At 64.7% G+C, this 26,191-nt stretch carries 28 protein-coding genes; 15 read left to right on the top strand and 13 right to left on the bottom strand.

Features of this window, described 5'->3' with window-relative positions; genetic code table 11:
• Positions 1 to 150: 150 nt before the first annotated feature.
• Together ilvN and BVH03_RS08145 are read right to left on the bottom strand one after the other, a co-directional pair.
• A complete protein-coding gene (ilvN, locus tag BVH03_RS08150) occupies positions 151 to 642 on the bottom strand; it encodes an acetolactate synthase small subunit (protein ID WP_075929316.1) in 492 nt (163 codons plus the stop codon).
• Between the two features lies 1 nt (position 643).
• Positions 644 to 2,374, bottom strand: a complete 1,731-nt coding sequence (locus BVH03_RS08145; RefSeq protein ID WP_075929546.1) for an acetolactate synthase 3 large subunit — start codon at positions 2,372 to 2,374, stop codon at positions 644 to 646.
• A 474-nt stretch (positions 2,375 to 2,848) separates the two neighbouring features.
• On the opposite strand from BVH03_RS08145, the gene BVH03_RS08140 reads away from it, so the two are divergent.
• The gene (locus BVH03_RS08140; protein ID WP_075960694.1) at positions 2,849 to 3,289 is read left to right on the top strand and encodes a DUF4124 domain-containing protein; all 441 of its coding nucleotides are present in this window, start codon (positions 2,849 to 2,851) and stop codon (positions 3,287 to 3,289) included.
• Positions 3,290 to 3,307: 18 nt separating this feature from the next.
• Here the strand turns inward: BVH03_RS08140 and BVH03_RS08135 are convergent, their stop codons facing one another.
• The 3 genes from BVH03_RS08135 to mrcB are packed head-to-tail and all read right to left on the bottom strand — an operon-like array spanning position 3,308 to position 6,714.
• Entirely contained in the window at positions 3,308 to 3,631 is a 324-nt protein-coding gene (locus BVH03_RS08135; RefSeq protein ID WP_075960693.1) for a YqcC family protein, read from the bottom strand.
• 5 nt (positions 3,632 to 3,636) lie between these two features.
• Complete coding sequence (locus BVH03_RS08130) at positions 3,637 to 4,383, bottom strand: tetratricopeptide repeat protein (protein ID WP_075960692.1); 747 nt, start codon at positions 4,381 to 4,383, stop codon at positions 3,637 to 3,639.
• A gap of 12 nt (positions 4,384 to 4,395) precedes the next feature.
• Positions 4,396 to 6,714: a penicillin-binding protein 1B gene (gene mrcB, locus BVH03_RS08125; protein WP_143485917.1), complete on the bottom strand. Its 2,319-nt coding sequence runs from the start codon at positions 6,712 to 6,714 to the stop codon at positions 4,396 to 4,398.
• 117 nt (positions 6,715 to 6,831) lie between these two features.
• On the opposite strand from mrcB, the gene BVH03_RS08120 reads away from it, so the two are divergent.
• The 5 genes from BVH03_RS08120 (at position 6,832) to BVH03_RS26325 (ending at position 10,979) form a co-directional block, all read left to right on the top strand.
• On the top strand, positions 6,832 to 8,385 hold the full coding sequence (locus tag BVH03_RS08120) for a bifunctional aminoglycoside phosphotransferase/ATP-binding protein (protein WP_075960690.1): 1,554 nt from the start codon (positions 6,832 to 6,834) through the stop codon (positions 8,383 to 8,385).
• A 67-nt stretch (positions 8,386 to 8,452) separates the two neighbouring features.
• A complete protein-coding gene (locus tag BVH03_RS08115; RefSeq protein WP_075929322.1) occupies positions 8,453 to 8,809 on the top strand; it encodes a pentapeptide repeat-containing protein in 357 nt (118 codons plus the stop codon).
• A gap of 102 nt (positions 8,810 to 8,911) precedes the next feature.
• Complete coding sequence (locus BVH03_RS08110; protein WP_075960689.1) at positions 8,912 to 9,184, top strand: TfoX/Sxy family protein; 273 nt, start codon at positions 8,912 to 8,914, stop codon at positions 9,182 to 9,184.
• A gap of 160 nt (positions 9,185 to 9,344) precedes the next feature.
• Positions 9,345 to 10,136, top strand: a complete 792-nt coding sequence (locus tag BVH03_RS08105; RefSeq protein WP_075960688.1) for a Crp/Fnr family transcriptional regulator — start codon at positions 9,345 to 9,347, stop codon at positions 10,134 to 10,136.
• A 666-nt stretch (positions 10,137 to 10,802) separates the two neighbouring features.
• Positions 10,803 to 10,979 carry a hypothetical protein gene (locus BVH03_RS26325; protein ID WP_168172945.1) on the top strand — a complete coding sequence of 59 codons (177 nt, stop codon included), beginning with the start codon at positions 10,803 to 10,805 and terminating at the stop codon, positions 10,977 to 10,979.
• Positions 10,980 to 10,982: 3 nt separating this feature from the next.
• On the opposite strand, the gene BVH03_RS08100 is transcribed toward BVH03_RS26325, so the two are convergent.
• Complete coding sequence (locus tag BVH03_RS08100; RefSeq protein ID WP_075931830.1) at positions 10,983 to 12,173, bottom strand: multidrug effflux MFS transporter; 1,191 nt, start codon at positions 12,171 to 12,173, stop codon at positions 10,983 to 10,985.
• 163 nt (positions 12,174 to 12,336) lie between these two features.
• Here BVH03_RS08100 and BVH03_RS08095 point away from each other — a divergent pair, with 163 nt between their 5' ends.
• Positions 12,337 to 12,957 carry a TetR family transcriptional regulator gene (locus tag BVH03_RS08095; RefSeq protein WP_075935824.1) on the top strand — a complete coding sequence of 207 codons (621 nt, stop codon included), beginning with the start codon at positions 12,337 to 12,339 and terminating at the stop codon, positions 12,955 to 12,957.
• Here BVH03_RS08095 and BVH03_RS08090 read toward each other — a convergent pair.
• Positions 12,941 to 13,159: a heavy-metal-associated domain-containing protein gene (locus tag BVH03_RS08090; RefSeq protein WP_075960687.1), complete on the bottom strand. Its 219-nt coding sequence runs from the start codon at positions 13,157 to 13,159 to the stop codon at positions 12,941 to 12,943. The two genes, BVH03_RS08095 and BVH03_RS08090, sit on opposite strands and share 17 nt — an antisense overlap.
• A 140-nt stretch (positions 13,160 to 13,299) precedes the next feature.
• On the opposite strand from BVH03_RS08090, the gene BVH03_RS08085 reads away from it, so the two are divergent.
• From BVH03_RS08085 to cueR, 3 genes are all read left to right on the top strand, one after another.
• Complete coding sequence (locus BVH03_RS08085; protein ID WP_075960686.1) at positions 13,300 to 13,686, top strand: hypothetical protein; 387 nt, start codon at positions 13,300 to 13,302, stop codon at positions 13,684 to 13,686.
• Between the two features lie 85 nt (positions 13,687 to 13,771).
• Positions 13,772 to 16,144 carry a heavy metal translocating P-type ATPase gene (locus BVH03_RS08080; protein ID WP_075960685.1) on the top strand — a complete coding sequence of 791 codons (2,373 nt, stop codon included), beginning with the start codon at positions 13,772 to 13,774 and terminating at the stop codon, positions 16,142 to 16,144.
• A 4-nt stretch (positions 16,145 to 16,148) separates the two neighbouring features.
• A complete protein-coding gene (cueR, locus tag BVH03_RS08075; RefSeq protein ID WP_075960684.1) occupies positions 16,149 to 16,580 on the top strand; it encodes a Cu(I)-responsive transcriptional regulator in 432 nt (143 codons plus the stop codon).
• On the opposite strand, the gene BVH03_RS08070 is transcribed toward cueR, so the two are convergent.
• The 3 genes from BVH03_RS08070 to BVH03_RS08060 all read right to left on the bottom strand — a co-directional run bounded on the left by BVH03_RS08070 (position 16,547) and on the right by BVH03_RS08060 (position 18,883).
• Positions 16,547 to 17,152, bottom strand: coding sequence for an HAD family hydrolase (locus BVH03_RS08070; RefSeq protein WP_075960683.1), 606 nt, complete (start codon positions 17,150 to 17,152; stop codon positions 16,547 to 16,549). The two genes, cueR and BVH03_RS08070, sit on opposite strands and share 34 nt — an antisense overlap.
• Positions 17,153 to 17,327: 175 nt before the next feature.
• Positions 17,328 to 18,197, bottom strand: coding sequence for an acyl-CoA thioesterase II (tesB, locus tag BVH03_RS08065; RefSeq protein ID WP_075960682.1), 870 nt, complete (start codon positions 18,195 to 18,197; stop codon positions 17,328 to 17,330).
• A 119-nt stretch (positions 18,198 to 18,316) separates the two neighbouring features.
• Positions 18,317 to 18,883 carry a GNAT family N-acetyltransferase gene (locus BVH03_RS08060; RefSeq protein WP_075960681.1) on the bottom strand — a complete coding sequence of 189 codons (567 nt, stop codon included), beginning with the start codon at positions 18,881 to 18,883 and terminating at the stop codon, positions 18,317 to 18,319.
• Between the two features lie 37 nt (positions 18,884 to 18,920).
• On the opposite strand from BVH03_RS08060, the gene BVH03_RS08055 reads away from it, so the two are divergent.
• Genes BVH03_RS08055 through BVH03_RS08045 form a run of 3 tightly spaced genes read left to right on the top strand, consistent with a single transcriptional unit; the run spans position 18,921 to position 21,498 of the window.
• Entirely contained in the window at positions 18,921 to 19,841 is a 921-nt protein-coding gene (locus BVH03_RS08055) for a histone deacetylase (protein ID WP_075960680.1), read from the top strand.
• 29 nt (positions 19,842 to 19,870) lie between these two features.
• On the top strand, positions 19,871 to 21,115 hold the full coding sequence (locus BVH03_RS08050) for a TIGR03862 family flavoprotein (protein ID WP_075960679.1): 1,245 nt from the start codon (positions 19,871 to 19,873) through the stop codon (positions 21,113 to 21,115).
• Positions 21,116 to 21,135: 20 nt separating this feature from the next.
• Positions 21,136 to 21,498: a VOC family protein gene (locus tag BVH03_RS08045; protein ID WP_075960678.1), complete on the top strand. Its 363-nt coding sequence runs from the start codon at positions 21,136 to 21,138 to the stop codon at positions 21,496 to 21,498.
• 24 nt (positions 21,499 to 21,522) lie between these two features.
• On the opposite strand, the gene BVH03_RS08040 is transcribed toward BVH03_RS08045, so the two are convergent.
• The 3 genes from BVH03_RS08040 to BVH03_RS08030 form a co-directional block, all read right to left on the bottom strand.
• Complete coding sequence (locus BVH03_RS08040; RefSeq protein ID WP_075960677.1) at positions 21,523 to 22,851, bottom strand: DEAD/DEAH box helicase; 1,329 nt, start codon at positions 22,849 to 22,851, stop codon at positions 21,523 to 21,525.
• Positions 22,852 to 22,968: 117 nt separating this feature from the next.
• The gene (locus tag BVH03_RS08035) at positions 22,969 to 23,568 is read right to left on the bottom strand and encodes a PolC-type DNA polymerase III (protein ID WP_075960676.1); all 600 of its coding nucleotides are present in this window, start codon (positions 23,566 to 23,568) and stop codon (positions 22,969 to 22,971) included.
• A 7-nt stretch (positions 23,569 to 23,575) separates the two neighbouring features.
• Positions 23,576 to 24,055: an NYN domain-containing protein gene (locus BVH03_RS08030; protein WP_075931845.1), complete on the bottom strand. Its 480-nt coding sequence runs from the start codon at positions 24,053 to 24,055 to the stop codon at positions 23,576 to 23,578.
• Positions 24,056 to 24,219: 164 nt separating this feature from the next.
• On the opposite strand from BVH03_RS08030, the gene BVH03_RS08025 reads away from it, so the two are divergent.
• Positions 24,220 to 24,879: a YciC family protein gene (locus BVH03_RS08025; RefSeq protein WP_075960695.1), complete on the top strand. Its 660-nt coding sequence runs from the start codon at positions 24,220 to 24,222 to the stop codon at positions 24,877 to 24,879.
• A gap of 38 nt (positions 24,880 to 24,917) precedes the next feature.
• Complete coding sequence (locus BVH03_RS08020; protein WP_075960675.1) at positions 24,918 to 25,964, top strand: LacI family DNA-binding transcriptional regulator; 1,047 nt, start codon at positions 24,918 to 24,920, stop codon at positions 25,962 to 25,964.
• Positions 25,965 to 26,191: the final 227 nt, after the last annotated feature.

Genomic DNA, 26,191 nt, shown 5'->3' with positions numbered 1-26,191 from the left:
CGGAGGGATGTTTCTGGATCACCGTCCAAGGCCGGGAAGAACCAGGACGGTGAAGATTTCCAAAACCCGATATCCAGTGGATCGTAAGGCTGCTCCGCTTAAGTGAACAGCATTACGCACGTGGCGGGGTTCTTGGTTCGAGCGATGCGATCAGATGCTCAGCACCTTGTCGCCGCGGGCGATACCGGTGACACCACTGCGGACGGTTTCCAGGATCAACGCAGTGCCGATGGCCTGGATGAAGCTGTCCAGCTTGTCGCTGGTGCCAGCCAGCTGGATGGTGTACACGCTCGGCGTCACATCGACGATCTGCCCACGGAAGATATCGGTGGTGCGCTTGACCTCGGCACGCTGGGCGCCAGTGGCCTTCACCTTGACCAGCATCAGCTCGCGTTCGATGTGGGGGTTTTCCGACAGGTCCACCAGCTTGACCACCTCGATCAGCTTGTTGAGGTTCTTGGTGATCTGCTCGATGGTGTCGTCGTGACCGATGGTAGTCAGCGTCAGACGCGACAGGGTCGGGTCTTCGGTCGGCGCCACGGTCAGGCTCTCGATGTTGTAGTTACGCTGGGAGAACAGGCCGACTACGCGCGACAGAGCTCCCGGTTCGTTTTCCAGCAGCAGGGAAATGATATGACGCATGTCAGGTACGCTCCGTCTTGCTCAGCCACATGTCGCGCATCGCGCCACCACGAATCTGCATCGGGTAGACGTGCTCGCTGGTATCCACGGCGATGTCGAGGAACACCAGGCGATCCTTGATCGCGAACGCCTCTTCCATCTTCGACTTGAGGTCCTTGAGGTCGGTGATGCGCATGCCCACATGACCATAGGACTCGGCCAGCTTGACGAAGTCAGGCAGCGACTCCATGTAGGAGTGCGAGTAACGGCTGCTGTACTGCATGTCCTGCCACTGGCGAACCATGCCCAACGCGCCATTGTTCAGGTTGATGATCTTCACCGGCAGGTCGTACTGCAGGCAGGTCGACAGCTCCTGAATGTTCATCTGGATACTGCCCTCGCCCGTCACGCAGGCGACATCGGCATCCGGGAAGTTCAGCTTGACGCCCATGGCCGCCGGGAAGCCGAAGCCCATGGTGCCCAGGCCACCGGAGTTGATCCAGCGATTGGGCTTGTTGAAGCGATAGTACTGGGCCGCGAACATCTGGTGCTGGCCCACGTCGGAGCTGACGTACGCCTCGCCCTTGGTGACTTCGCACAGCGTCTCGATCACGGTCTGCGGCTTGATGATCGAACCGTCACCCTCGTTATAGGGGAACAGGCGACCACCGCCGCGCCACTCGTCGATCTGCTTCCACCAGGTGGCTTGCGATTCCTTGTCCGGCGCCTGCTCGATTTCCTTGAGGGCGGCGACCATTTCGGTCAGCACGCTGTCCACCGGGCCGACGATCGGGATGTCGGCCTTGACGGTCTTGGAGATCGACGCGGGGTCGATGTCGATATGGATGATCTTCGCGTTCGGGCAGAACTTGGCAGCGGTCTCGCCATTGATGACGCGGTCATCGAAGCGCGCGCCAACGGCCAGGATCACGTCGGCATGGTGCATCGCCAGGTTGGCGGTGTAGCTGCCGTGCATGCCGAGCATACCGACGAACTGACGGTCATCGCCCGGGTAGGCGCCCAGGCCCATCAGGGTGTTGGTGACCGGCACGTTGAGGGCACGGGCCAGCTCGGTGAGTTGCGCCGAAGCGCCGCCGAGGATCACGCCACCGCCTGAATAGATGATCGGGCGCTTGGCCGCGACGAGCATTTCCGCCGCCTTGCGAATCTGGCCGGAGTGGCCACGCGCGGCTGGGCTGTAGGAGCGCAGCTTGACCTTCTTCGGGTAGCTGTATTCGAACTTCTGGGTCGGATCACCCATATCTTTGGGGATATCGACGACCACCGGGCCCGGGCGACCGGACTCGGCCAGATAGAAAGCTTTCTTGATCACTTCGGGGATTTCCGAAGGATGCTTGATGATGAAGCTGTGCTTCACGATCGGCCGGGAAATGCCGACCATGTCGACTTCCTGGAAGGCGTCGGTGCCGACCACGGTGCTGGCCACCTGACCGGAGATGATCACCATCGGGATCGAATCCATGTAGGCAGTAGCGATGCCGGTCACGGCATTGGTCGCGCCCGGGCCGGAGGTCACCAGCACCACACCGGCCTTGCCGGTGGCACGGGCGTAGCCGTCCGCCATATGGGTCGCCGCCTGCTCGTGACGAACCAAGATGTGGGTCACTTCCGGCTCTTTGAACAAGGCATCATAGATGTGCAGGAGGGCACCGCCCGGGTACCCATAGATGTACTTAACGCCTTCGTCACGCAACGAGCGGACGACCATTTCAGCGCCGGATAAAAGCTCCACGTTGTTCACCTCTATTACGCCAGAAAACCGCCCTTTTGCAGGGTCGGCCCGAGTAGGTTTACTGTCAGCAGAGCATGAGCGACTGTGGTCGCCGACTACGTCAGCTACTACTGAGCAAGTATTGGGACTGTCCCAGGTGTGTTGCGGGACTTTCCCACCCAGCGCGAGGTAACGCGTTGCGGGTGTAACGAAAGGTCGGCGCGGGTAGCGCCTCATGTCTACTGAGCTGAAGCCAGCTTGCGGCTGACCCCACTACAGCGAGCAGTCGATTGTTGATATTCGCTGGCGGCAAGTCAAGCGATGCGTGATGGAATACGTAATATCCGGCAACGAGGCCAAACGCCCTGGCAGACAGCGCCGATGTGAAACAGACCAGCCTGCGCTCAACGCCGATTGGTTATAGTGGCTACCTGCGTTGCAACTTCACGCTGCCCGCACTTCAATCAGTCGATGGACCATGCATAAGGAACCTCCATGCGCCGCATGATTCTCACCAGCAGTCTGCTGCTCGCCCTGAGTGCGAGCGCCATGGCCGGGCAGATCTACAAATGGGTCGATGCCCAGGGCGTTACCCATTTCGGCGAGCAGCCGCCAAAGGGCCAGCAATCCACCACGGTCAATCCCTCGGCCGCGCCGCCGCCCTCGACCACGCCCGAAGCGAAGCCGGCGCCCACGTTCGATGCCATCGCCGACCCTGAGCAGGCCGCCGCCGATGCCAAGGTGAAGAAGGAAGTGGCCGCCCAGGAAGCCGAGCGCAGGAAATACTGCGAGACCCAGCGCAACAACCTGGCGCAGTTGGAAAACAACCCGCGAGTGCGCGTGGAAGAAGGTGGTGAAATGCGCCGCCTGGGTGAAGACGAACGCCAGAAGCGTATTGCCGACAGCAAGCAGGCGATCAAGGACAACTGCCAGTAAGGCGGTTGTCTGCGGGCCCTAGCGGCCCGCGGAGATCAGTCGGTCGAAATCACCCAGCGCCTTGAGCAGCGCGGCAGCCTCTTGATTCTCGGCGCCATACACCTGCTCGGCCATGGGCAGGATGCCGGACACAGCCGGCAGCTCGGCGCCCGCCTCGATGATCGCTTTCATACGCGGCAGAAAGATCCACTGCAGCCACTGGGAAAAATCAAGAGTGTCGATGCAGAACGGCTGCTCGCTAGCCAGTGCCTGCGCACTGGGTGGCGACGATTCCCACCAGCCCTGCACCCGCAGCGCTCGCTCGACCAGCAGCAACTGGTCGGCGATCAGGGCAGCCGACATCGTACTCACAGGTTGACCCGAGCCCGCTCACGAGCCTGAGCAGCACCTGCCGCGTCGCCCTGCTGCTCGCGGGACTTGGCGATCAGATCCCACAGGCTGGCCTGCAGGGCCGGGCGCCCGTTGGCATAGCTCAAACCGCGGCGCGCGAACTGCTCGGCCTGGGCTGCATCACCCTGGGCCAGGCGCACTTCAGCCAAGCGGTAGAGCACCTGCGGCTCACGTGGGGCGATACGCTGGGCACGCTCCAGGCTGGAGGCGGCACCATTGAGGTCACCGCCAGTCTGCTGCTGCTGGGCGCTGGTCAGCAGCGCCAGCACCGGGCCATCGAGCTGCTCGTCGGCCGCCAGGCCACCACCAGCGTTGCCAATGGGGATCCCGCTTGGCGTCGACGGCTGGGAAGGCGCCGAGTTGCCATAACTGGGCGAACCCAGTGGCTCGCTGCTCAGCGGCGGCTCGTCGAAGGTCAGGCCACCGCTGTTGGCAGGCGCACCGGCCGGTGCCGAGTAGGTCTCGATCGGCGCCGACGAAGACGCCCCGCCGCCCGGCACCATCACCACCACTCCCGAATCCTCGGGCATGGACTGCGCCTGCTGCTGTTGCTGCGGCGCATTGTTGTAACCGCCGCCCGGGCGATCGTCCTGCTCGTAGGCCGAGCTACCGGAATCCACAACCGGGATGGAACCACGCGGAACGCTGGCACAACCACCCAGAACCACCGAGGCGGTCAAAACGGGAATCAACCACTTGCTCACGGCAAACCTCTCTTATTCCAACCAGCCTTTCACCCAGTCCATCACCGAGTCGACGGGCGCCTGAATACCACAACCTGCTCCCGGAGCCGGCTCGCTGCCGCGAATATACGGCATCTGTACGGCCCCCGGACAATTCTGCGCCGAGCCCTGCCCGGTCGCTGCATCTACCCAGGCCATCACCACGTTATCGGGCATCGGCATGTCCAGCGGCAGCGGGTCGGCACGGCGCATGAAGCCCGTCCAGGCCTGCAACGCACCGGTCGCACCGGTGAACGGCGTCGGCCCGTTATCGTCACGGCCCATCCACACCACGGTCAGCAGATCCTGACTGAACCCGGCGAACCAGCTGTCACGCGAATCGTTACTGGTACCGGTCTTGCCTGCCAGGGTCAACGAGCCCGGCAGCTGGCTGTAGACCGAGCGGCCGGTGCCTTCACGCATGGTGCGCTGCATGGCGTTCTGCAACAGGTAGATGGCGCCCGCGTCGAAACGTTGTTGAATCTGGTACGGATAGCGCTTGAGCGGCTCGCCCTCGGCGGTCAGCACGCTGCGAATACCCCGCAGCGGCGTATTGAAACCGCCACTGGCGATGGTCTGATACATGCCGGTGACTTCCATCGGCGTCAGCGCACCAGCGCCCAGCAACATGGACGGATAGGCCGGCCACTGACGCGACACGCCCAGCCGCTCGAGTGTTTTGAGCACATTCGGCACGCCCAGTTCCAGGCCGAGCTTGGCGGTGGAAAGGTTGTAGGAGTGCGCCAGGCCCTGGTACAGATAAATGCTGCCATGGGCCTTGCGGTCGTAGTTCTGCGGCCTCCAGACCTGGCCGTCCTGGCCCTTCACCGAGAAGGGCTCGTCCTGAACGCGGGTGGTCAGAGTGTACTGGCTCGGCCGCTCCAGCGCAGTCAGGTAGATGGCCGGTTTGATCAGCGAGCCGATCGGGCGTACCGCATCCAGCGCGCGGTTGAAGCCGGCGAAGCGTGGCTGACGACTGCCGATCAGCGCCTGGATCTCGCCGGTTTCCGGATTGGTCACCACCATCCCGGCCTCGACCTCGTCGGAACCCTTGCGGCCGGCCTGGCGCTTGAAGGTTTCCGCCAGCGCCTCCTCGGCCTTGAGCTGCAGGATCGGGTCGAAACTGGTGAAGATACGCAGGCCTTCCTCGGTCAAATCCTCGTCGCGGTAATCCTGGCGCAACTGACGCTTGACCAGATCCAGAAACGCCGGGAACGAGCCATTGGCCATGCTGCCGCGCTGGGTCACGCCCAGCGGACGCGCCTTGGCGGCGGCGGCCTCTTCAGGCGAAACCACGCCCTGCTCGGCCAGCAGATCGAGAATCATGTTGCGACGGTTCAGCGCCCGCTCGGGATTGCGACGCGGATTGTAATAGGTCGGGCCTTTGACCATGCCGACCAGCAGCGCGACCTGGTCTAGCTTGAGTTCGGACAGCGGCTGGCTGAAGAAGTACTGGCTGGCCAGACCGAAGCCGTGCACAGCGCGCTGGCCGTCCTGGCCGAGAAATACCTCGTTGAGGTAGGCCTCGAGGATTTCGCGCTTGTCGTAATGCAGCTCCAGCAACACCGCCATCATCGCTTCGGTGATCTTGCGGGTCAGGCTGCGCTCGTTGGTCAGGAAGAAATTCTTCACCAACTGCTGGGTCAGGGTACTGCCGCCCTGACGCAACTGGCCGGCCGATGCGTTGATCCACACGGCACGGGCGATGCCCTTGGGCGAGACGCCGAAGTGGTCGAAGAAGTCGCGATCCTCGACTGCCACCAGGGTTTCCACCAGATAGGCCGGAACCTGATCGAGCTTGATCAGTACGCGGTCTTCCTGGTGCGCCGGGTACAGGCCGCCGATCAGCATCGGCTCGAGACGCGCCACGGCCAGGTCCTTGCCGTCGGCCTTGGTCAGCGAGGCGACGTAGTCACCGGAAAAGCGCACGTTGACCTGCTGGGCCTGCTCGGCGCTCTCATAGAACTGGAAACCACGCGAATGCAGGGACACGTTGTTGCCGGAGACGGCTACCGCGCCTGGGCCATTGGCCACGCTCTCGCGGCGATAGCCGAGGGCGTCCATTTCCTTGAGCAGGTCGTCCTTGGCCAGTTTCTGGCCGACGAACAGCTCGAGTGGCCTGGCGTACACCTTGGCCGGGACGGTCCAGCGCTTGCCGGAGAATTTCTCCTGGACGATGGCATCGAGGTAAACCGCAAAACCGGCGAACAGCACCAGGCCGACCAAGCCAAGCTTTACAGCCCAGCCCAGCAAGGGGCGCATGCCACGGGGGCGGCGTTTGGAACGGGAGCGGGAAGATCGGGTACGAGTCATGGCGCGGCATTATACGCACTTTGCGAAGCGCCGGCAGCGACCGCCAGCGGTTTGCAGTGCGCCAGCGAGCGGCCATAATGCGCGCCTGTTCCCACTTCTGAATGCCAAGGATCGTCCGTGAGCCAAGCCCTGATTACCGCCTTGCAGAACCCGGCCCTTTATCCGCACCCGGTGGACGGTTTCAGTGTCATCGAGACCCATATTTCTTGGGTCGTGTTGACCGGTCCTTACGCTTACAAAATCAAGAAGCCGGTCGACTTCGGCTTTCTTAACTTCACCTCGCTGGACGCGCGCAAGCACTTCTGCGAGGAGGAGCTGCGCCTCAACCAGCGCCTGACCGAGGATTTGTATCTGGAGGTGTTGCCGATCAATGGTAGCGTCGAGGCGCCGCAGATCGGCGGCGAGGGTCCGGTGCTGGAGTACGCCCTGAAGATGCGCCAGTTCCCGCAGGAGCAACTGCTGGCCCAGGTGCAGGCCCGCGGCGAGCTCAATGAAGCGCATATCGACGCCTTGGCCAAGCAGATCGCCGACTTCCACCGCGACACTCCCGTGGTCGCGGCCGATCATGCGCTGAGCAACGCCACCGCCATCGTCGCCCCGCTGCGCCAGAACTTCGAGCAGATCCGCCCGATGCTCAGCGACAAGGCCGACCTGCAACAGCTCGATGCCCTGGAGGCCTGGACCGAAACCAGCCTGGAGCGCCTGTGGCCAGATCTGGAAGCACGGGCGCGTGATGGGTTCATCCGCGAGTGCCATGGCGACATCCACCTGGGCAACGCCACCTTGCTGGACGGGCACGCCACGCTGTTCGATTGCATCGAGTTCAACGAGCCGTTCCGCTTCACCGACATCGCCCTGGATACCGCCTTTCTGGTCATGGATCTGGAAGACCGCGGCCTAAAGAGCCTGGCGCGCCGCCTGCTCAACAGCTGGCTGGAGCACACCGGCGATTACGGCTCGCTCAAGCTGTTCAATCTCTACAAAACGCACCGCGCTCTGGTCCGCGCCAAGGTCGCGCTGTTCCGCCTCGGCCAGGAGCAGGATGCCGTGCAGCGTGCGGTGATCCTGCGCCAATACCGCGCCTACGCCAGCCTGGCCGAAAGCTACAGCGCCATCCCCTCGCCGCTGCTGGCGATCACCCGCGGCGTATCGGCGGTTGGCAAGAGCCAGGTCGCGTTGCGCCTGGTCGAGGCACTGGGTGCGATTCGCATCCGCTCCGACGTCGAGCGCAAACGCCTGCTGGGCGGGCAAACCGCCAGCGAACTGAATGCGGGCATCTACAGCCAGGACGCCAGCGATACCGTCTACCAGCGCTTGAATGCTCTGGCCGAGCTCGCCCTGCATGCCGGCTACCCGGTGGTGCTCGACGCAACTTTCCTCAAACGCCCGCAGCGCCAGGCCGCCCAGCGCATCGCCGACGAGACCGGCGTGCCCTTCCTGATCATCGATTGCCACGCGCCGGATTCGGTCCTCGCCAGTTGGCTGCAGCAGCGCCAGCAAGAAGGCAGTGACCCCTCCGATGCGACCCTGGCGGTGATCGAAGCGCAGCGCGCCGGTCAGGATCCGCTGGAAGAAGCCGAGCTGCCCTACAGCAAGCGCGTGGACACCCCGGACAGCGCCAGCCTGGCCGAATTGGTCAGCGCGGTTCGCCAGCGCTTCCCCAGCCTCTGACGGCTGGCCAGCGGCGCGGCAAAGCTCTTCTATACTGGCAGTAAGCCTCCCCCGGACGACTGCCACCATGAGCCAACCGCGCCAGCTGGACACCCCGCTCTACCGACTGCTGCACAACGACGACGTCGCAGGCTTCAACAAGCAGCGGCCGCAAGGCGAAACCATCGACCTGAGCGGTGGTGACTTCCGCGGCCTGGATCTACGTGCCCTGGATGCCGAGGGCATCGACTTCACCGACGCCTATTTCCGGGGCGCGGATCTACGCGGCGTCGACTTTCGCAGCGCGCAACTCGAAGGCGCCAGCATCGCCCACGCGCAGATATCGGGCGCCTATTTCCCGGTCGAGCTCAGCGCCGACGAAATCCTCATGTCGATGAATTTCGGTACCCGCCTGCGCTACCGTACCCACCCCAATCACCTGTAGCAGCCTGTAACGGGAGGTCGCAACAGCGCCGCCAGGCAGCACTACACTGCATTGACGGTGGCCAAGGGCGTTGCTGCCCAGGTGGCAGCGGGAGGAGATGGCGTGGACGATGAATTGCAGACCCTCAAGAACCTCGGCAAGACTTCGTCGCAATGGCTGCACGCGGTGGGTATCCACAATGCCAGCGACCTGCGCAGGCACGGTGCCGTGGAGGCCTATCGGGCAGTGCGGGCCCGCGGCTTCCGTGCATCCAAGGTGCTGCTCTACTCCATCGAGGGCGCGCTGCTCGACATTCACTGGAGCGAGCTTCCGGCGGCGCGCAAGGAGAGCCTGAACCTGCAACTCGAAGCGGCAGCCAACGATGAGCGGATCTAGGCCAGAACGCTCGTCTGTCTCCATGGTGGCAGTGTCGCCAGGGGCCGGAACAGGCGCTGGTTCACAAGCCCCAGCGAGACCGATTTACCTGAAGCGCGGCGAGTATTATCGTTTCAGGGATTTTCGTGCGTATCCAGCATGAGCAGCCCAAGGAATCACCATGTATCTACTCGGGGAACAACCGGCTTACGCCGACCAATTGATCAGCCGCTTGCAGAGCATCCCCGGGAAACTACTCGACGGGCTCAGCCCCTGTGACGAGCCGCTGCAGATCGAGCACAGCGAAAACCTGGCGAGCGACCTGCCCAGCAACCAGCTGTTCATCATCGATAACGGCCTGCTGCATGCGCTGGTCGACGAGCGCCCGCTCTTCTACCTGCAGGAGGGCGACCTGGTCGGGTTGCGCCAGGGCATCGACCTGCCGAGCTGCCGTTACACCAGCGATGAACCGTTGACGCTGATTCCCTACTCGCGCAGCGATGTGTTCAAGCACATCTATGCCAACGAGTCGCGCCAGGAACTGTTCATCCAGTACCTGGTTGGGCATACCGCCCTGCTGTCCGACGCCCTGGCGCGCATCAAGCAACCCGAGATCCGACCAGCGACCGGCTTCAAGCATTTCGCCAAGGGCGATGCGCTGATCAACCAGGGCGATGAAGCCGACCATGTGTTCATCATCATCGATGGCCACGCCGAGGCTTTCGTCGATGGCGTGAAGGTCGGCGACGTGCAGAAAGACGAGATCTTTGGCGCCATGGCGGTATTCACCCACGAAAAGCGCAGTGCCACCGTACTGGCCAGCCAGGCCTGCACCGTGATGGTGATTCCCAAGGATCAGTTCCTCAGCCTGATGGAAAGCAACCCGCGCATCGCCCACAGCCTGGTGGAGAGCATGGCCAGGCGCATCGACCTGCTTAACAAGGAAGTCACCGGCTTGCGCCAATCTGGCTGACCGAAAACCGCTCCCCAGAAACCCGGCCATGCGCCGGGTTTCGCGTTTCAGAAGGGTCGAAAATAGCTATGGCGACGATCGGAAGAAATAATTTCCAATCGACTGTTGACTATGTAATGAGAATTGCTATTATTTGCATCAGCTGATCGCGAGATCGGTCGATAAGCTCAAGAGCCCTTAGGTCGGACTCTTCAGGTTATCTCCTCATCAGGCTAATCACGGTTATTGACCCGGCAAATTGCCGGGTCTTTTTTTGCCTGGGATAAAGTGGCAAGCGCGCCAAGCTCACGACCATTCCATCCGTTGAGCGGCGCCATGGCAGATACGCGAGCACTGGCTAGGGTCTGTTGACGTTTCACGCACGGCCGCGCCGGAGCCCGTTTTTGCGCGAGGCAAGGCACGAGATGCGAAGTTTGGTGGGCCAAATGAGCCATCGAGTAACGCCGCATCGCGCAAAAACGGGCCCGGCCCTGCGGGTTGCGCGAGAAATCTCGCCATGCGTTGTTGGAGGACTTGGCAAGGGAAAACGCGGACGGCTAGTCCATTCCCTGCGTCCTCCGCCTAGCGGATCGCCGCCCGGCCTGGCGAGATTTCTCGCGGCAACGCGGCCCGCGTTGAAACGTCAACAGCCCCTAGACTGTCTCCACCTCACCGGGAGACACGTCGATGGACATCCAGATCCGTGCATCGCAAGGCCCTCTCGGCACCTGCTGGCAGGTGCGCCTGGGCAAGCATCAGGTCAGCTTTCGCAGTGAAGAGGAAGCACGCCGGTTCGTGGCGACGCTGCAGGCACGGGTGCAGGCTCCGCACCCGCTGCCGGCCGAAAAACGCCAGGCCGGCTGAGCGTCAACCGTTCGGGTGGCCGGCGCGACGCTCTGCCCAACGGGTGAAGCGCGACGCGCCCACTGCCAGCACGCCGCAGCTGAAGATGACCAGTGCCATGGGTACGGCGCTGCCATCGTGCAGCACGCCAACCATGGAGGCCGCACTGGCGGCGATGGTGAATTGCAGGCTGCCCATCAGCGCCGAGGCGCTGCCGGCATGGCGGCCCTGACCAGCCATGGCGCAAGCAGAGGTGTTGGGCAGCAGAATCCCCAGCGAGGCGATGCAGCCGAAAAGCGGCACCATCAATGGCCACAGGGCTTGCGGCCCTACCCACGCCAGCACCAGCAGGCCGGTGCCGCAGGCCAGATAGAACCAGACGATGCGCCTGGCCCAGTAAGCCGGCCCATGCCGTGACACCAGCCAGGCGTTTACCTGGGCGGCGAGGATGAAGCCTGCAGCGTTGGTACCGAACAGCCAACCGTAGTGCTCGGCCGGCACGCCGTAGAGCTCGATGAACACGAAGGGCGAACCGGCGATGTAGGCGAACATGCCGGCAATGGCCAGGCCGCCGGTCAGTGCATGGCCAATGAACGGCAGATCACCGAACAGGCGCATGTATTCCCTCAGCGCGCCGCTCAGGGGCGGCGGCTGAATGCTCGGGCTCAGCGTCTCCGGCAGCCACAGGGCGAGGGCGACCAGGCAAGCCGCGCTGAACAGCGTCAGGCAGACGAAGATCGATGGCCAGCCGAACAGATTCAGCAGCAAGCCGCCCGCCACCGGCGCGAGAATCGGCGCCAGGCCCATCACCAGCATCAGTTGCGAGAACACCTTGGCGGAACTGATTGGGTCGCACAGGTCACGCACCACCGCGCGGGAAATCACCATACCCGCACAACCGCCCAGGGCCTGGACGAAACGGGCGGCGATCAGCCACTCCAGGCTCGGTGCCAGGGCGCAGGCCAACGACGCCAGGGTGAACAACGACACCCCGACCAGCAAAGGCGTGCGTCGGCCGAAGCGGTCGGCCAGCGGCCCGTACACCAGTTGCCCAATCGCCAGGCCAGCGAAATAGGACGCCAGCGAAAGCTGCACGTGCTCGGTGTCGGTATCGAACGCCAGCGCCAACGCAGGAAAGCTGGGCAGGTAGAAATCGATGGCCAGTGGGCCGAAGGCGCTGAGCGCGCCAAGGATCAGTAACAGGCGAAGCGGCATTGGCGATGTACTCGACAGGTGTCCCCCTCCGGCGAAAAAAGACGGTTGAGGCGCTTGAAAGAAGTGGACGCCGACAATTACATACAAGTTCGTCTGTAAAACAAACATCCGCTGCAAAAAATAATTACACTTGCTGCTTCCTGAACCGATCGATTCCTGTCGTATGCGTCGAACCAAAGAACAAGCAGAGCAGACCCGCACCACCATACTGGCATCTGCCGAAATACTGTTTCTGGAAAAGGGCGTCGCTCACACCAGCCTCGAACACATCGCCAAGCACGCAGGGGTGACTCGCGGGGCTGTCTACTGGCACTTCCAGAACAAGGCCCATCTGTTTCATGACATGCTCAGCCAGGTACGCCTGCCCCCGGAGCAATTGGCTGGGCGCCTGGTCGAGAACGACCAGGGCAATGGCCTGCAGTCACTGCACACGCTTTGCGTGGAAGGTATCGCCGGGATAGCCGAAGACGAACAGAAGCGGCGGATCTTCACCATTCTGCTGCACCGCTGCGAGTTCACCGAAGAACTGCGCGAGGCGGAAGAACGCCACGAGGCGTTCATCAATCAGTTCATCGCCCTGTGCGAGATGATTTTCGCCCAGCCGGCCACCCAGCAGCGGCTGCGCCCAGGCATGACACCTCGCCTGGCCGCCCGCACCCTGCATGCATTGATCGTCGGCATGCTAAGCGACTGGCTGCGCGACAACAACCTGTTCGACCCTAAGCACGATGGGCCGATCATGATCGACGGGCTGTTTCGCGGCCTGATCAGCGACTGGTCTTAGCCGCAGGCACCGCTTCGGCCTTGTAACCTTCGTTGATGATCGTTTCGAGCACCTGATCGACCGGGTGGGTGGTGTGTACCCTCACTTCACCCGCCGCGATATCGACCTGCACTTGCGCCGAGGCGTCGATCTCCTGTACGGCACCTGTGATCGCGCGCTCGCAATGTGCGCAGGTCATGCCTCCCACCTTGAATATCTGCATCGTCGTCTCCTCTGCCCGTGGGCTTCGATTGGGGTGCTGGCGAGTATCGAGCTTGCCATCGTGGCAAGGTCAACAGACCGCTTGTTGAACCGGCCAACCTCAGCCAAGCTCAGATCACTCAACCTTCTTATGGTCTGACCATGACCCGCCTCCTGTTCTCACTGTTTCTCGCCCTGCCCTTGCCGGCGCTCTCCCAGGTACTGCCGTCGCACACCACCATGGGCGATGGCTACGCCGTGCTGATCATTTCCCGCGAGCGCCTGGAAGTCGCCTCGCCGTGCGAATTCGGCGTGTACCTGCAGGATCAGCTCGCCGCCCGGCTGTTCCAGGGCCAATCGGTGTCGTTCAACCTGCCGCCTGGCGATGTATCGGTGCGCCTGGGCATGATCGGCACGGAAAGCTGCCAGGCCGGCATCACGCCCCTCGACAGCCAGCGGCTGAGCCTCACCGCCGGCGAGATCCGCCGCTATCGCATAGGCCTGAGCCCTTCCGGGCCCTACCTGACACCCGCACCTTCCAGCCAGTGATCCCTCTCGTTACCGCCAGGGCTTGACCTTACCCATGTGGCAAGGTTGATCCTGTGGGCAACTGCCTGGAATTGCGGAGACCGCCATGCCCACTTTCGATCTGCCGATCAGCGGTATGACCTGCGCCAGTTGTGCCGGCCGGGTCGAGCGCGCCTTGCGCGGCGTGGCGCAGGTCACCACTGCCCATGTAAACCTGGCCAGCGAGCGGGCGCGGGTGCAGGCACCTGCCGAGCAACTGCCGGCACTGGTGGCGGCCGTGGCGAAGGCGGGTTATGAGGTGCCAGCGCAGCATTTGGATCTGGCGATCACCGGCATGACCTGCGCCAGCTGCGTGGGCCGCGTCGAGCGTGCGCTGGGCAAGCAGCCCGGCGTGTTGGAGGTCAGCGTCAACCTGGCGACCGAGCGGGCCCGGGTACAGGTGCTGCCCGATACCGATACCCAGGCCTTGCTGAACGCCGTCGATGCCGCGGGCTACGCGGCCAGCCCCGTGGCCGCACCTGCCGTGAATGGTGACCGCCACCTCACCGCCGAGCGCTGGCGGCTGGCGCTGGCCCTGCTGCTGGCCGCGCCGCTGGTGCTACCGATGCTGCTGACGCCTTTTGGCGTGCACCTGGTGCTGCCGGCCTGGGCGCAGTTCCTGCTGGCAACACCGGTGCAGTTTGTGCTCGGTGCGCGTTTCTACCGCGCCGCCTGGCACGCGCTGCGCAGCGGCGCCGGCAACATGGATCAGTTGGTCGCCCTTGGCACCAGTGCCGGCTATGGCCTGAGCCTCTATCAATGGGCGATCACCCCGGCCGGGCACGCGCCGCACCTGTACTTCGAAGCCTCGGCGGTGATCATCGCCCTGATCCTGCTCGGCAAATACCTGGAGAGCCGCGCCAAGCGCCAGACCACGGGTGCCATTCGCGCCCTGCAGGCGCTGCGCCCCGACGAGGCCACGCGCATGCAAGACGGGATCGAGCAGCGGGTGGCGGTCAGCGCGCTGAGCGTGGGCGAGCATGTCGTGGTCAAGCCCGGCGAGCGCTTCGCGGTCGACGGCAGGGTGCTGGAAGGCGCCAGCCACGCTGATGAGGCGCTGATCAGCGGCGAAAGCGTGCCCCAGGCCAAGGTGCCCGGCGACCGGGTGACCGCCGGCGCGATCAATGGCGAAGGCCGTCTGCTGATCGAGACCACCGCCCTCGGTGCGGAAACCGTGCTCGCGCGCATCATCCGCCTGGTCGAGGACGCCCAGGCTGCCAAGGCACCGATCCAGAAACTGGTGGATCGCGTCAGCCAGGTGTTCGTGCCGGTGGTCCTGCTGGTCGCCCTGCTGACCCTGATCACCTGGCTGGCCCTCGGCGCCGGCATCGAGCAAGCGCTGCTCAACGCCGTCGCCGTACTGGTGATCGCCTGCCCCTGCGCCCTGGGCTTGGCGACGCCCACGGCGATCATGGCCGGGACCGGCGTGGCCGCCCGCCATGGCATTCTGATCAAGGACGCCGAAGCCCTGGAAGTCGCCCATGGTGTAACGGTGGTGGCCTTCGACAAGACCGGCACCCTGACCTCGGGCACACCGCGAATCGCGCACCTGCATGCCATCGGGATCGATGATCGGCAAGCGATGCGCCTGGCCGGTACGCTGCAACAAGGCAGCGAGCACCCCCTGGCCAAGGCGGTGCTGCAGGGCTGCCAGGAGGCCGGCGTTGCACTGGCTTCGCTCGGCGCCAGCCAGGCCCTGGCCGGTCGCGGTATCGCCGGGCAGGTCGAAGGGCGCGCCCTGCAACTCGGCAATCGTCGCCTGCTCGAGGAAAGCGGCGCCGCCGAACCCATGGAACTGGCCACGGCCGCCCGTGACTGGGAAGCCGAAGGCCGTACCCTGTCCTGGTTGATCGAGCAGGGCGACGCGCCACGGGTGCTGGCGTTGTTCGCCTTTGGCGACACCTTGAAGGACGGCGCCCATGAAGCGATCACCGCCCTCGACGCACGACATATCGGCAGCCACCTGATCAGCGGCGACAACCGGGGCAGCGCGCAGGCCGTCGCCCGCCAGCTGGGCATCGAATCGGTGCATGCCCAGGTGCTGCCGGCGGACAAGGCACGTATCGTCGCTGAGCTGAAAGAGGCCGGCGTGGTGGCCATGGTCGGCGACGGCATCAACGACGCCCCGGCCCTGGCAGCGGCCCATGTCGGCATCGCCATGGGCGGCGGCACCGACGTGGCCATGCAGGCAGCCGGCATCACCCTGATGCGCGGCGACCCGCGCCTGGTGCCTGCGGCCCTGGATATCGCCCGGCGCACCTATGCGAAGATCCGCCAGAATCTGTTCTGGGCGTTCATCTACAACCTGGTGGGCATTCCCCTGGCGGCCTTCGGGCTGCTCGACCCGATGCTCGCCGGCGCGGCCATGGCACTGTCGAGTGTCAGCGTGGTGAGCAACGCCCTGCTGTTGAAAACCTGGCGCCCCCATTTAGAGGATTAACGCGATGAATATCGGTCAGGCCGCCAAGCACACCGGGCTTAGCGCCAAGATGATCCGCTACTACGAATCCATCGGCCTGCTGCCCAGCGCCGGGCGTAGCGAAAGTGGCTATCGCCAGTATGCGGACGACGACCTTCAGCGCCTGCGCTTCATCCGCCGCGCCCGTGACCTGGGCTTCTCGCTCGCCGAGTCCGGCCGGTTGCTGGCCCTGTGGCACGACCGCGAGCGGGCTAGCGCTGATGTGAAGGCCCTGGCGGTGGAACATATCGAAGCGCTCAACGGCAAGATCGCCGAACTCGAAGCCCTGCGTGACACCCTGCAAACCCTGGTCGACCACTGCCAGGGCGACCAGCGCCCCGACTGCCCGATACTCGAAGACCTGCAGGCCGGCAGCGGCTGCTGTCAGCCAGCTGCGGCGCCCAGCGCCAGACGCTGAAGCGCAGCGCAATCGGCGACGAAGTGATCGGTCAGCTCCGGCCACGGATTGCTCGGCAGGTTGACCAACACCGTGGCGGTGCCGGCAGCGCGGCCACAGGCCAGATCGTGGCGGTGGTCGCCGATCATCACCATGTCCTGCGGGGCGACCTGCCAGCGGTCGGCCAGGTGCAGCAGGCCGCCGGGATCGGGCTTCGGCGGCGCTTCGTCACGGCCGAGGATGTCGTCCGGCGCGAAGCAATCCTCCACACCGATGGCCTGCAGGGTCAGCAGCGCCAGCTCCCGCGCGTTACGGGTGAGGATGCCCAGGCGCAGGCCGCGGGCGTGCAGGCCGCGCACCAGGGCCACCGCGCCAGCAGCCGGGCGTGAAGCGATGGCCAGCTCGCGCTCGTGCTCCAGCAACCAGGCGTGCTTGGCTTTCGACACTTCGGGCGGCAAGGCGGCCAGGTGATGGAGGATGTCGTCGTCGGGCGGAATGTCCAGCGCCACGCGGATGGCGGCGAAATCATGCACGGCAATGGTCAGGGTGCCGTCCATGTCGAAAACCCAATGGGTATAGCGCTGCAGGCTCATCGCCCCTCCGGCAAGCGTGGAATCGAGGCCGCAGCATACCTGCTCAATACTGGATGATCACCGTCACGTTGTCCGTGCAGGTGCCGGCTGGCGCTCAGCGACCACAGGTGGCCACTTACGGGTAGCAAGCGCAATCAATCGCGCCGGATTATCTGCTCGCCAACGTTGCGCAAACTCAGCGCCAGTCATCGCGCAGGCGAATCAGCCCTTCCTGGGCGACCGAGGCGACCAGCTGGCCCTGGCGATTGAAAACGCTGCCGCGGGAGAAACCGCGGGCATTGCCGGCCCATGGGCTGTCCATGGCGTAGAGCAGCCAGTCGTCCATGCGCAGGTTGCCGTGGAACCAGATGGAGTGATCGAGGCTGGCGACCTGCATGAACTTCTGCCATACCGACACGCCGTGAGGCAGCATCGAGGTGGTCAGCAGGTTGAAGTCCGAGGCGTAGCCCAGCAGGTATTTGTGAATCGCCGGCGTATCCGGCAGTTCTCCGTCGGCGCGGAACCACACGTACTTGGCCGGCTCGCTGACCTGGGGTGAAAACGGATTGTCGACGGTGACCGGACGGATCTCGATGGGCTTGTCGAAAAGCACGCGCTCGCGCACCCGCGGAGGCAACGAGTCGGCCACCAGGCTGGCCAGCTCGGTCTCCGAGCGCAGGCCTTCGGGGCCGGGCACGTCGGGCATCTGCACCTGATGGTGGAAGCCGTCTTCCTGGTTCTGGAACGAAGCGCTGCAGGTGAAGATCGCCTTGCCCTTCTGTACCGCCGTTACTCGGCGCGTGCTGAAGCTGCCGCCGTCACGCACGCGGTCGACCTGGTAAACCACCGGCAGCGTGGCATCGCCGGGGCGCAGGAAGTAACCGTGCAGCGAATGCACATGGCGCTCGGCCTCGACCGTCTGGGTGGCCGCCGACACGCACTGGCCAAGTACCTGACCGCCGAAGAGCTGGCGAAAGCCCAGATCCTGGCTCACGCCGCGGAACAGGTTTTCCTCGATGGCCTCCAGGCTCAGCAGCGCCACCAACTCTTGCAGGACTTGACTCATAACGGTTCTCCACGGCCCTGACTGGGCGATGCTACGGCTCGCGCGGGGTGCGCGGACGGTGAATGGTAATGCCTTTGCCGGCGCTCAGGAATCGCGCCGTGGTGCCACTGATGACAGGCTCAGCCCTGCTTCGGCCATTTGCTCACGGGCATTTCGTACAGCACGTGCCGGCGCAGCGCATGCCCGGGCGCCAGCGACGGATGCTCGAACTCGCCAGCCAGCTGCATGCCAAGGGCCCGCATCACTCGCTGCGACGGCGCGTTGCTCAGTGTGGTGAATGCCACCACGCGATCCACCGCCAGGCGCGTAAAGGCAAAATCCAGCGAGGCACGCGCCGCTTCCTGGGCAAGGCCTTGCCCCCAGAATGCCGGCGACAGGCGCCAGCCGATCTCCACCGCCGGCGTGAAACTCGCCTCGAATCCGACGTGGGCCAGACCGGTCATGCCGACGAAGCGGCCATCTTCGCGTTGCCAGAGCGACCAGAAGGTAAAGCCGTGATCCGCGAAGTGCTGTTGCAGGCGGATGAGCAGCGCCTTGCTCTGCTCGCGGCCCAGGAGCGCCGGAAAATAGCGCATCACCGCCGGATCCGCGCACAGCGTGGCCAGCTCATCCAGATCCTCGTCACGCCAGGCGCGCATCAGCAGGCGCGGCGTCTGCAGCTCGGTCCCATCCCTTTCGCTTCTCATGCATACTGCCTCAGGTTCACCCGATGACCGCCATTGTATGCCCCTGCCGCTGATCTACCATGACGACTACAGCCCGCCGTTCCCCGACGGCCATCGCTTCCCGATGGAAAAATTCCGCCTGCTGCGCGATCACCTGGTAGCCAGCGGCCTGACCCGGGATGAAGAACTGCTGCGGCCCGAGATCTGCCCGGCCGATATCCTCGCGCTCTGCCACTGCCCCGCCTATATCGAGCGCTACCTGAGCGGCGAACTGAGCCACGAAGACCAGCGCCGCCTCGGCCTGCCCTGGAGCCCGGCACTGACGCGGCGCACCGTGCGGGCCGTCGGCGGCTCGCTGCTGGCCACCGAGCAGGCCCTGCAGCACGGCCTGGCCTGCCACCTGGCCGGCGGCACCCACCACGCCCACTACGACTACCCGGCGGGCTTCTGCATCTTCAACGACCTGGCGGTGATCGCCCGCTACCTGCTGGAAAGCGGCAAGGCCGGGCGCGTGCTGATCTTCGACTGCGACGTGCACCAGGGCGACGGCACCGCGCGCCTGCTCGAGAACGTGCCCGACGCGATCACCGTGTCCCTGCACTGCGAGCAGAATTACCCGGCGCGCAAGGCCAGCAGCGACTGGGACATTCCCCTGCCGCGCGGCATGGGCGATGCCGATTACCTCAAGGTGGTCAACGACACGCTGGGCTACCTGCTCGCCCTGTACCAGCCGGACATCGTGCTCTACGACGCCGGTGTCGATGTGCACAAGGACGACGCCCTGGGTTACCTGCAGCTCACCGACGCCGGCGTCGCCGCCCGCGACGAGACCGTGCTCAACCACTGCCTGGGCCGAGACATTCCCGTGGTCGGGGTGATCGGCGGTGGCTACAGCAAGGACCGCCACGCCCTCGCCCGCCGCCACGGCATCCTTCACCATAGCGCCGCGCGGGTATGGCAGCAGCGAGGCCTCGGGTAAACTTCGCCCTTTGCCCAGCCGACGCCGCCATGACCGATTTCTCCCCGCCCACCGCCCACTCGGTCGCCATCATCGGCGGCGGCCCTGCCGGCCTGATGGCCGCCGAAACCCTGGCGCTCGCTGGCGTGCGGGTCGACCTCTACGACGCCATGCCCTCGGTAGGCCGCAAGTTTCTGCTCGCTGGCGTCGGTGGCATGAACATCACCCACTCCGAAGCCTATCCGGCCTTCGTTGGCCGCTACGGCGAGCGCGAGAGGGAAATCCACGCCCTGCTGCAAGGCTTCGATGCCGATGCGCTGCGCGAATGGATCCATGGCCTGGGCATCGACACGTTCGTCGGCACCTCGGGCCGCGTATTTCCTACCGACATGAAGGCCGCGCCGCTGCTGCGCGCCTGGCTCAAGCGCCTGCGCGAGGCCGGTGTGCAGTTGCACACCCGGCACCGCTGGCTGGGCTGGAATGCCGACGGCAGCCTGCGTGTGGCGGGCCCCGAAGGCGAGCAGGTGATCCGCGCCGATGCGGTGCTGCTGGCCCTGGGCGGTGGCAGCTGGCCGCGCCTCGGCTCCGACGGCAGCTGGGTGGCGCATCTGCAGCAGGCTGGCGTGCCCGTCGCGCCATTACAACCGAGCAACTGCGGGTTCGACGTGGCCGCCTGGAGCCCGCTGCTGCGCGAAAAATTCGCCGGTGCGCCGCTGAAGAACGTCGCCCTTGGTTTGCCGGGCGAAGCGCCGCGCCCCGGCGAGTTCGTGCTGACCGCCACCGGTATCGAAGGCAGCCTGGTGTATGCGCTGTCCGCCGGCATTCGCCAGCGCATCATCCGCGACGGCAGGTGTACCGTCTACCTTGACCTGCTGCCACAGCGCAGCGAGGCGGCCCTTGGCAACGCCCTGAGCAAACCCCGCGGCTCGAACTCCATGGCCAAGCACCTGCATCGCCAGGCTGGCCTGGATGGTGTAAAGGCCGCGCTGCTGCGCGAGGTGACGCCCGCCGAGCATTTCACAGATCCGCAGCGGTTGGCTGCCGCCATCAAGGCGCTGCCGATCACGCTATGCCAGGCGCGCCCGATCGAAGAAGCGATCAGCAGCGCCGGCGGCGTGCCGTTCAAAGCACTCGACGACAATCTGATGCTGACGCAACTGCCCGGCACCTTCTGCGCCGGTGAAATGCTCGACTGGGAAGCACCCACCGGCGGCTACCTGCTCACCGCCTGCTTCGCCAGCGGCCGCGTGGCCGGTCAGGGCATGCTGCGCTGGCTCAAGGCGCAAAACCGATAATTCAGGGAAGAGGAAAATCCATGCTCACCAGCCTGCAACTCAAGACCTTCGTTCCGGCCAGGGACTACTCCCTCAGCCAGGCCTTCTACACCGCCCTGGGCTTCAAGGCGGCGTGGCAAACGGACCAGATGAGCTACTTCAGCCACGGCGAGCACTGCGCCTTTCTGCTACAGAATTTCTACGTTAAGGAGCAGGCGGAGAATTTTGTCATGCACCTGATGGTCGATGACGTGCGGGCCTGGTGGGCCCACGTGCAGGCAGAAAACATCGCCGAGCGCTTCGGCGTGCGCACCATCGCCCCGGAAGATCAGCCCTGGGGCATTCGCGAATTCATCGTCTTCGATCCGAGCGGCGTGCTGTGGAAAATCGGCCAGGAACTCTAAGTCTGGCCGGTCCCGCCGTTATTTCTAGCGTTTACCCTTGGGCTTGCCACCAAAGCTTGGCACCTTGCGGATCGCCTTGACCGGCGGCTCGGCCGGCTCGTCGCTTTCCATCCAGCGGCCCAGACCACCGGCTTTACCGCCGCCAACCACCTTGGGCTTTTTCGGTTTCTTGGGCTTTTTCACCACTAGGCCGCCAGCCACCGTCTGCGGCACGCGGTGATCGGGGATGAAGTCCGGTTCGTCGACGCGCTGCAAGATCTGCTGGATCAGCGCTTCGATGGCCGACAGCAGTTGCACCTCGTCGGCGCAAACCAGGGATACGGCCTGGCCGCTGGCGCCGGCGCGCCCGGTACGACCAATGCGGTGCACGTAGTCTTCGGCGACGATGGGCAGGTCGAAGTTGACCACCAGCGGCAGGTCGTCGATATCCAGGCCACGGGCGGCCACGTCGGTGGCGACCAGCACGTCGACTTCGCCAGCCTTGAAGCGCTGAAGGGCACGCAGGCGCGTCGGCTGCGGCTTGTCACCGTGGATCGAGTCGGCGCGAATGCCTTCGGCCAGTAGCGCCTGCTCGAGCTCGTCGACGCCCTTGCGGGTCTTGGCGAACACCAGCACCTGCGACCATTTCTTGCTGCGATACAGGTGCAGGAACAGCTCGGCCTTGCGCTTCTTGTCCACCGGAATCAGCCACTGCTTCACCGACTTGGCAGCGGCGTTGCGCGGGCTGACTTCGATGCTCAGCGGGTCGCGCAGCATTTCCTTGGCCAAACCACGGATGGCGTCGGAAAAAGTCGCGGAGAACAGCAGGGTCTGGCGCTTCTTCGGCAGGGCGGCGAACAGATCATCCAGCTCGCGGGCAAAGCCCAGGTCGAGCATGCGGTCGGCTTCGTCGAGCACCAGCACCTGCAACTGGGAAAACTTCACCGCGTTCTGACGGTACAGGTCGAGCAAGCGGCCTGGCGTGGCGACCAGCACGTCGAGGCCCTTGCGCAGCTTCATCATCTGCGGGTTGATGCTCACCCCGCCGTATACCGCGTAGCTGCGCAGGGGCAGGAACTGCGAGTAGGTCTGCACGCTCTGCTGCACCTGTTCGGCCAGCTCGCGGGTCGGCACCAGCACCAGGGCACGCACCGAATTGCTGGCCACCACCGGGCCTTCCATCATCAGACGCTGCAGGATCGGCAAGGTAAAAGCGGCGGTCTTGCCGGTGCCGGTCTGCGCCGCCGCCATGATATCGCGGCCCTTGATGATCGGGCCGATGGCCTGGGCCTGGACGGGCGTCGGGGTCTTGTAGTCGAGGCCGTCGAGGCAGCGCAGCAGGGGTTCGATCAGGCCGAGGGAAGCGAAGGTCATGGCGGGCAACATGGCGGGCAGTGGAGATGGCGCGCAGTTTAGCGCGTCCGGGTATCGATCGCTCAGCCGTTGCAGCGCAGGGAAAGCAACCTGGGTATCGCTACGCTCAACGCTAGGCTACGCGGCGAGCAAGGCGCGCACCTTGGCGGCGGACATGCCCTGCAGCTGACGCAGGAAATCGTGATCCACGGCGCTGCGGCCATGCTGTTCGCGCAGCACCTTGCACAGGTGCAGGGTCAGGTTGGCGGCCATTTCCGCGTCAGCCAGCGCCCGGTGCACCTTGCCGGTATCGGGCAGCCGCGCCCAGCGATTGAGATTGCCAAGCTTGTGGCTCGGCGCACCTGGCAGCAAACGGCGCGACAGCAGCAGCGAGCAGGCGAAATGCTGCACGCGGGTGCGCCCGATCAGGCCCAGCTCGGCGTCCCAGAACTTCTGGTCGAAGGACGCGTTGTGCGCCAACATCGGAATGTCGCCAACGAACTCGGCGACCTCGTGCATCACCTCGGCCGCCGGTGGCGCGCTGCGCACCATGGCGTTGCTGATACCGGTCAGTTGCTCAATGAAGGGCGGCACCCAGGCTCCGCTATTCATCAGGCTCTGGTAGCGGGCAGTGATCTGCCCACCTTCGATGATCACCACGCCGATTTCGGTGGCGCGGGCCTGCTGGGCCGGCGACATGCCGGTGGTTTCGAAGTCGATGACAGCGATGGGTTTCACAGGAACCTCAGTGTTTGAGCAACAGATGGCCCTCGATGGGCACGTAACGGCTGGCTGCGCGCACCAGCGACTGCGCGGTAAGCCCAGGCACGCCGTAAGCCACGGCTTCGACGCCATGACGCTGGCGAATGCGTTCGAGCAGCAGATCGAAATCGCCGTCACCGGAGGCCAGCACCACGCTGTCGACGTTCGCCGCAGCGTCCATCACGTCGATGGTGATGCCCACGTCCCAGTCGCCCTTGGCCGAGCCGTCGCTACGCTGGATGTAAGGTTTGAGCTTCACGGTGAAGCCCAGGTTGCGCAGGATCTGCTGGAACTGCTGCTGCTTGGGATCACCGCGATCGATGGCATAAGCGTACGCCTCGACGATCTCGCCGCCCGCCGCCAGTTCGTTCCACAACGCCGTGTAGTTGAAGTGGCAGCCATAGGCCTGGCGCACGGTGTAGTAGAGATTCTGTACGTCGGCGAACACGGCAATTTTCTTCACCGGACATCCTCACAAGGTTCGCGCGGGTTGCACGGGCGGCCAGTATGCCAGCCCTGGCCCCTCGAGGTCGAAGGCAGCGCCACGGCGGCGACGAACGTCATCGCTGGTGGCCGGCCTGCCACGCTCGTATCATGGCGGCCTGTTTTTTTCGCCTGCGACCGTTCATGAATCCACTCGACGCCCTGCGTGACGCCTGGTTCTTCTTTCGGCAAAACTTCTTGCAGATCCTCCTGCTGTGCCTGCCCTTCCTGTTGCTCGAAGCCTTCGTGAGCCTGCAGCTCGAGGACCTGGTCGGCGCCGCCAAGGTGCCGCTCTATGAGGTGCTGCTCGGCCTGTTCTTCTATCCGCTGTACAGCGCGGCGCTGATCCTGTTCATCGATGCCCGCAGCCGCGGTGAAGAGCCCGGCAAGGGTGCACTGGTGGCCATGAGCCTCAGCCTGTGGCCGCGCTTCGTGCTGCTGGCCGGCATCGGCACCCTGGCGATCATGCTCGGCATCTCGCTGTTCATCCTGCCGGGGTTGTGGCTGATGGTGCGGCTGGTGTTCGCCGACTACCTGTTGGTGCTGCGTGGCCTCACGCCATTGCAGGCGCTGCACGAAAGCCTGCAACTGACCCACGGGCACTTCTGGCCGATCTTCACCTGCGTGATGTTGGTGATGGTACCGCCATGGCTCGCCGGCTTCTGGGCCGCCGATATCTCCGCCGAGCCAGCCGGGCGCCTGTTGCTGGACGTGCTGTTCGGCCTCTGCCAGCTGTTCACCACCGTGGTGGTGTTCCGCCTGTACATGCTGCGCGCCGGCGACAATGCCGCGCCGCTGCCGTAACCTTCGCGAATCGACCCTACCCCCATCGAGACGAGCACGTGGCAAGAAAATCGCGCAGAGAACTGGCCAAGGACCGCGGCGACCTCAGCGATCTGCCGGTGACGGTCAAGGATGTCGCGCTCAGGGCTGGCGTGTCGCCGATCACCGTCTCGCGGGCGATCCAGCGGCCCGAGCTGGTCAGCGATACCACCCGCGAGCATGTACTGGAAGTGGTGCGCGCCATGGGCTACGTGCCCAACCTGATGGCCGGCGGGCTGGCCACCAGCAAGAGCCGCCTGGTGGCCATCGTGCTGCCGACCATCGCCAACTCGATCTACGCCAGCGTGGTGCAGGCGATCATGGATCGCCTCGCCGAGGCCGGTTACCACACCCTGGTCGGGCCCAGTGGCTATGTACCGGAGCAGGAGGAAACCCTGCTGGCCGCCATTCTGGGTCGCCGCCCCGACGGCATCGTGCTGACCGGCACCTTCCATACCCAGGCCAGCCGCCAGCGCCTGTCGTCAGCCGGCATCCCGGTAGTGGAAGCCTGGGACCTGAGCGACGACGGCCTGGACATGCAGGTGGGCTTTTCCCACGAACAGGTCGGCGCAGCGGTGGCCGAGTATTTCTTCGCCAAGGGTTACCGCCGCTGGGCGGTGGTCGGCGTCGACGATCCGCGGGCGCTGCGCCGCTGCACGGCGGTGATCGGCCGCCTCGCCGAGCTGGGTGTGGATAACGTGGCGGTGCAGACACTACCGCTGCCCGCCACCTGGGAAGTCGGCCGCAAGGGCCTGGCCAACCTGCTCGATGCCGGCGAGCAACCCGACTTCATCTTCTGCAGCTCGGACACCGTGGCCCTTGGCGTGCTGGCCGAAGCCTCCACCCGCGGGCTGAGCGCTCCCGCCGATATCGCCGTGCTGGGCTTCGGCGATACCCTCAATGGCCAGTTCGCCAACCCGGCGCTGTCGACCGTCAGCGTCAACGCCACCGAGATGGGCCAGCAAGTGGCCGAAGCGCTGCTGCGCCGCTTCGCTGGCCAGAAGGCCGAGGCGAGTGTGGATACCGGGTTTGCCATTATCGAACGTGGCAGCACTGCTCGATCCTGAATCCTGCAATCTGATCGTGGAAGCGGGCGGGAACGCTTGGAACCTGTTCATAATCTTCCGGCCCAGGTTCGCCGATTTTGGCCGCCAAGTGACGGGAGTGGCCGTTCACCGACCCACTGCGGGAGCGCGCCATGCGCGCGAAAAATCGCCGGCATGGACTGGGCGTCCCCGCCGCTCCCACAGATACCGCGCCGATGACCGCTTCTGTCTTGTTAATTACCGCTGCA

The organism is Pseudomonas sp. PA15(2017) (genome assembly GCF_001945395.1).
Lineage (GTDB): Bacteria > Pseudomonadota > Gammaproteobacteria > Pseudomonadales > Pseudomonadaceae > Aquipseudomonas.
Note: the sequence above shows the minus strand (reverse complement) of the source record. Positions and strands in the feature narration are given on the sequence as shown.

Coding starts and splice junctions, on each gene's coding strand:
- BVH03_RS08105 (WP_075960688.1), top strand. CDS start 9,345: ATGTATCTACTCGGGGAACAACCGGCTTACGCCGACCAATTGATCAGC.
- BVH03_RS08100 (WP_075931830.1), bottom strand. CDS start 12,173: ATGCCGCTTCGCCTGTTACTGATCCTTGGCGCGCTCAGCGCCTTCGGC.
- BVH03_RS26325 (WP_168172945.1), top strand. CDS start 10,803: ATGGACATCCAGATCCGTGCATCGCAAGGCCCTCTCGGCACCTGCTGG.
- ilvN (WP_075929316.1), bottom strand. CDS start 642: ATGCGTCATATCATTTCCCTGCTGCTGGAAAACGAACCGGGAGCTCTG.
- BVH03_RS08085 (WP_075960686.1), top strand. CDS start 13,300: ATGACCCGCCTCCTGTTCTCACTGTTTCTCGCCCTGCCCTTGCCGGCG.
- mrcB (WP_143485917.1), bottom strand. CDS start 6,714: ATGACTCGTACCCGATCTTCCCGCTCCCGTTCCAAACGCCGCCCCCGT.
- BVH03_RS08060 (WP_075960681.1), bottom strand. CDS start 18,883: ATGAGAAGCGAAAGGGATGGGACCGAGCTGCAGACGCCGCGCCTGCTG.
- BVH03_RS08055 (WP_075960680.1), top strand. CDS start 18,921: ATGCCCCTGCCGCTGATCTACCATGACGACTACAGCCCGCCGTTCCCC.
- BVH03_RS08040 (WP_075960677.1), bottom strand. CDS start 22,851: ATGACCTTCGCTTCCCTCGGCCTGATCGAACCCCTGCTGCGCTGCCTC.
- BVH03_RS08025 (WP_075960695.1), top strand. CDS start 24,220: ATGAATCCACTCGACGCCCTGCGTGACGCCTGGTTCTTCTTTCGGCAA.
- BVH03_RS08050 (WP_075960679.1), top strand. CDS start 19,871: ATGACCGATTTCTCCCCGCCCACCGCCCACTCGGTCGCCATCATCGGC.
- BVH03_RS08135 (WP_075960693.1), bottom strand. CDS start 3,631: ATGTCGGCTGCCCTGATCGCCGACCAGTTGCTGCTGGTCGAGCGAGCG.
- BVH03_RS08045 (WP_075960678.1), top strand. CDS start 21,136: ATGCTCACCAGCCTGCAACTCAAGACCTTCGTTCCGGCCAGGGACTAC.
- BVH03_RS08080 (WP_075960685.1), top strand. CDS start 13,772: ATGCCCACTTTCGATCTGCCGATCAGCGGTATGACCTGCGCCAGTTGT.
- BVH03_RS08070 (WP_075960683.1), bottom strand. CDS start 17,152: ATGAGCCTGCAGCGCTATACCCATTGGGTTTTCGACATGGACGGCACC.
- BVH03_RS08140 (WP_075960694.1), top strand. CDS start 2,849: ATGCGCCGCATGATTCTCACCAGCAGTCTGCTGCTCGCCCTGAGTGCG.
- BVH03_RS08115 (WP_075929322.1), top strand. CDS start 8,453: ATGAGCCAACCGCGCCAGCTGGACACCCCGCTCTACCGACTGCTGCAC.
- BVH03_RS08095 (WP_075935824.1), top strand. CDS start 12,337: ATGCGTCGAACCAAAGAACAAGCAGAGCAGACCCGCACCACCATACTG.
- BVH03_RS08090 (WP_075960687.1), bottom strand. CDS start 13,159: ATGCAGATATTCAAGGTGGGAGGCATGACCTGCGCACATTGCGAGCGC.
- tesB (WP_075960682.1), bottom strand. CDS start 18,197: ATGAGTCAAGTCCTGCAAGAGTTGGTGGCGCTGCTGAGCCTGGAGGCC.
- cueR (WP_075960684.1), top strand. CDS start 16,149: ATGAATATCGGTCAGGCCGCCAAGCACACCGGGCTTAGCGCCAAGATG.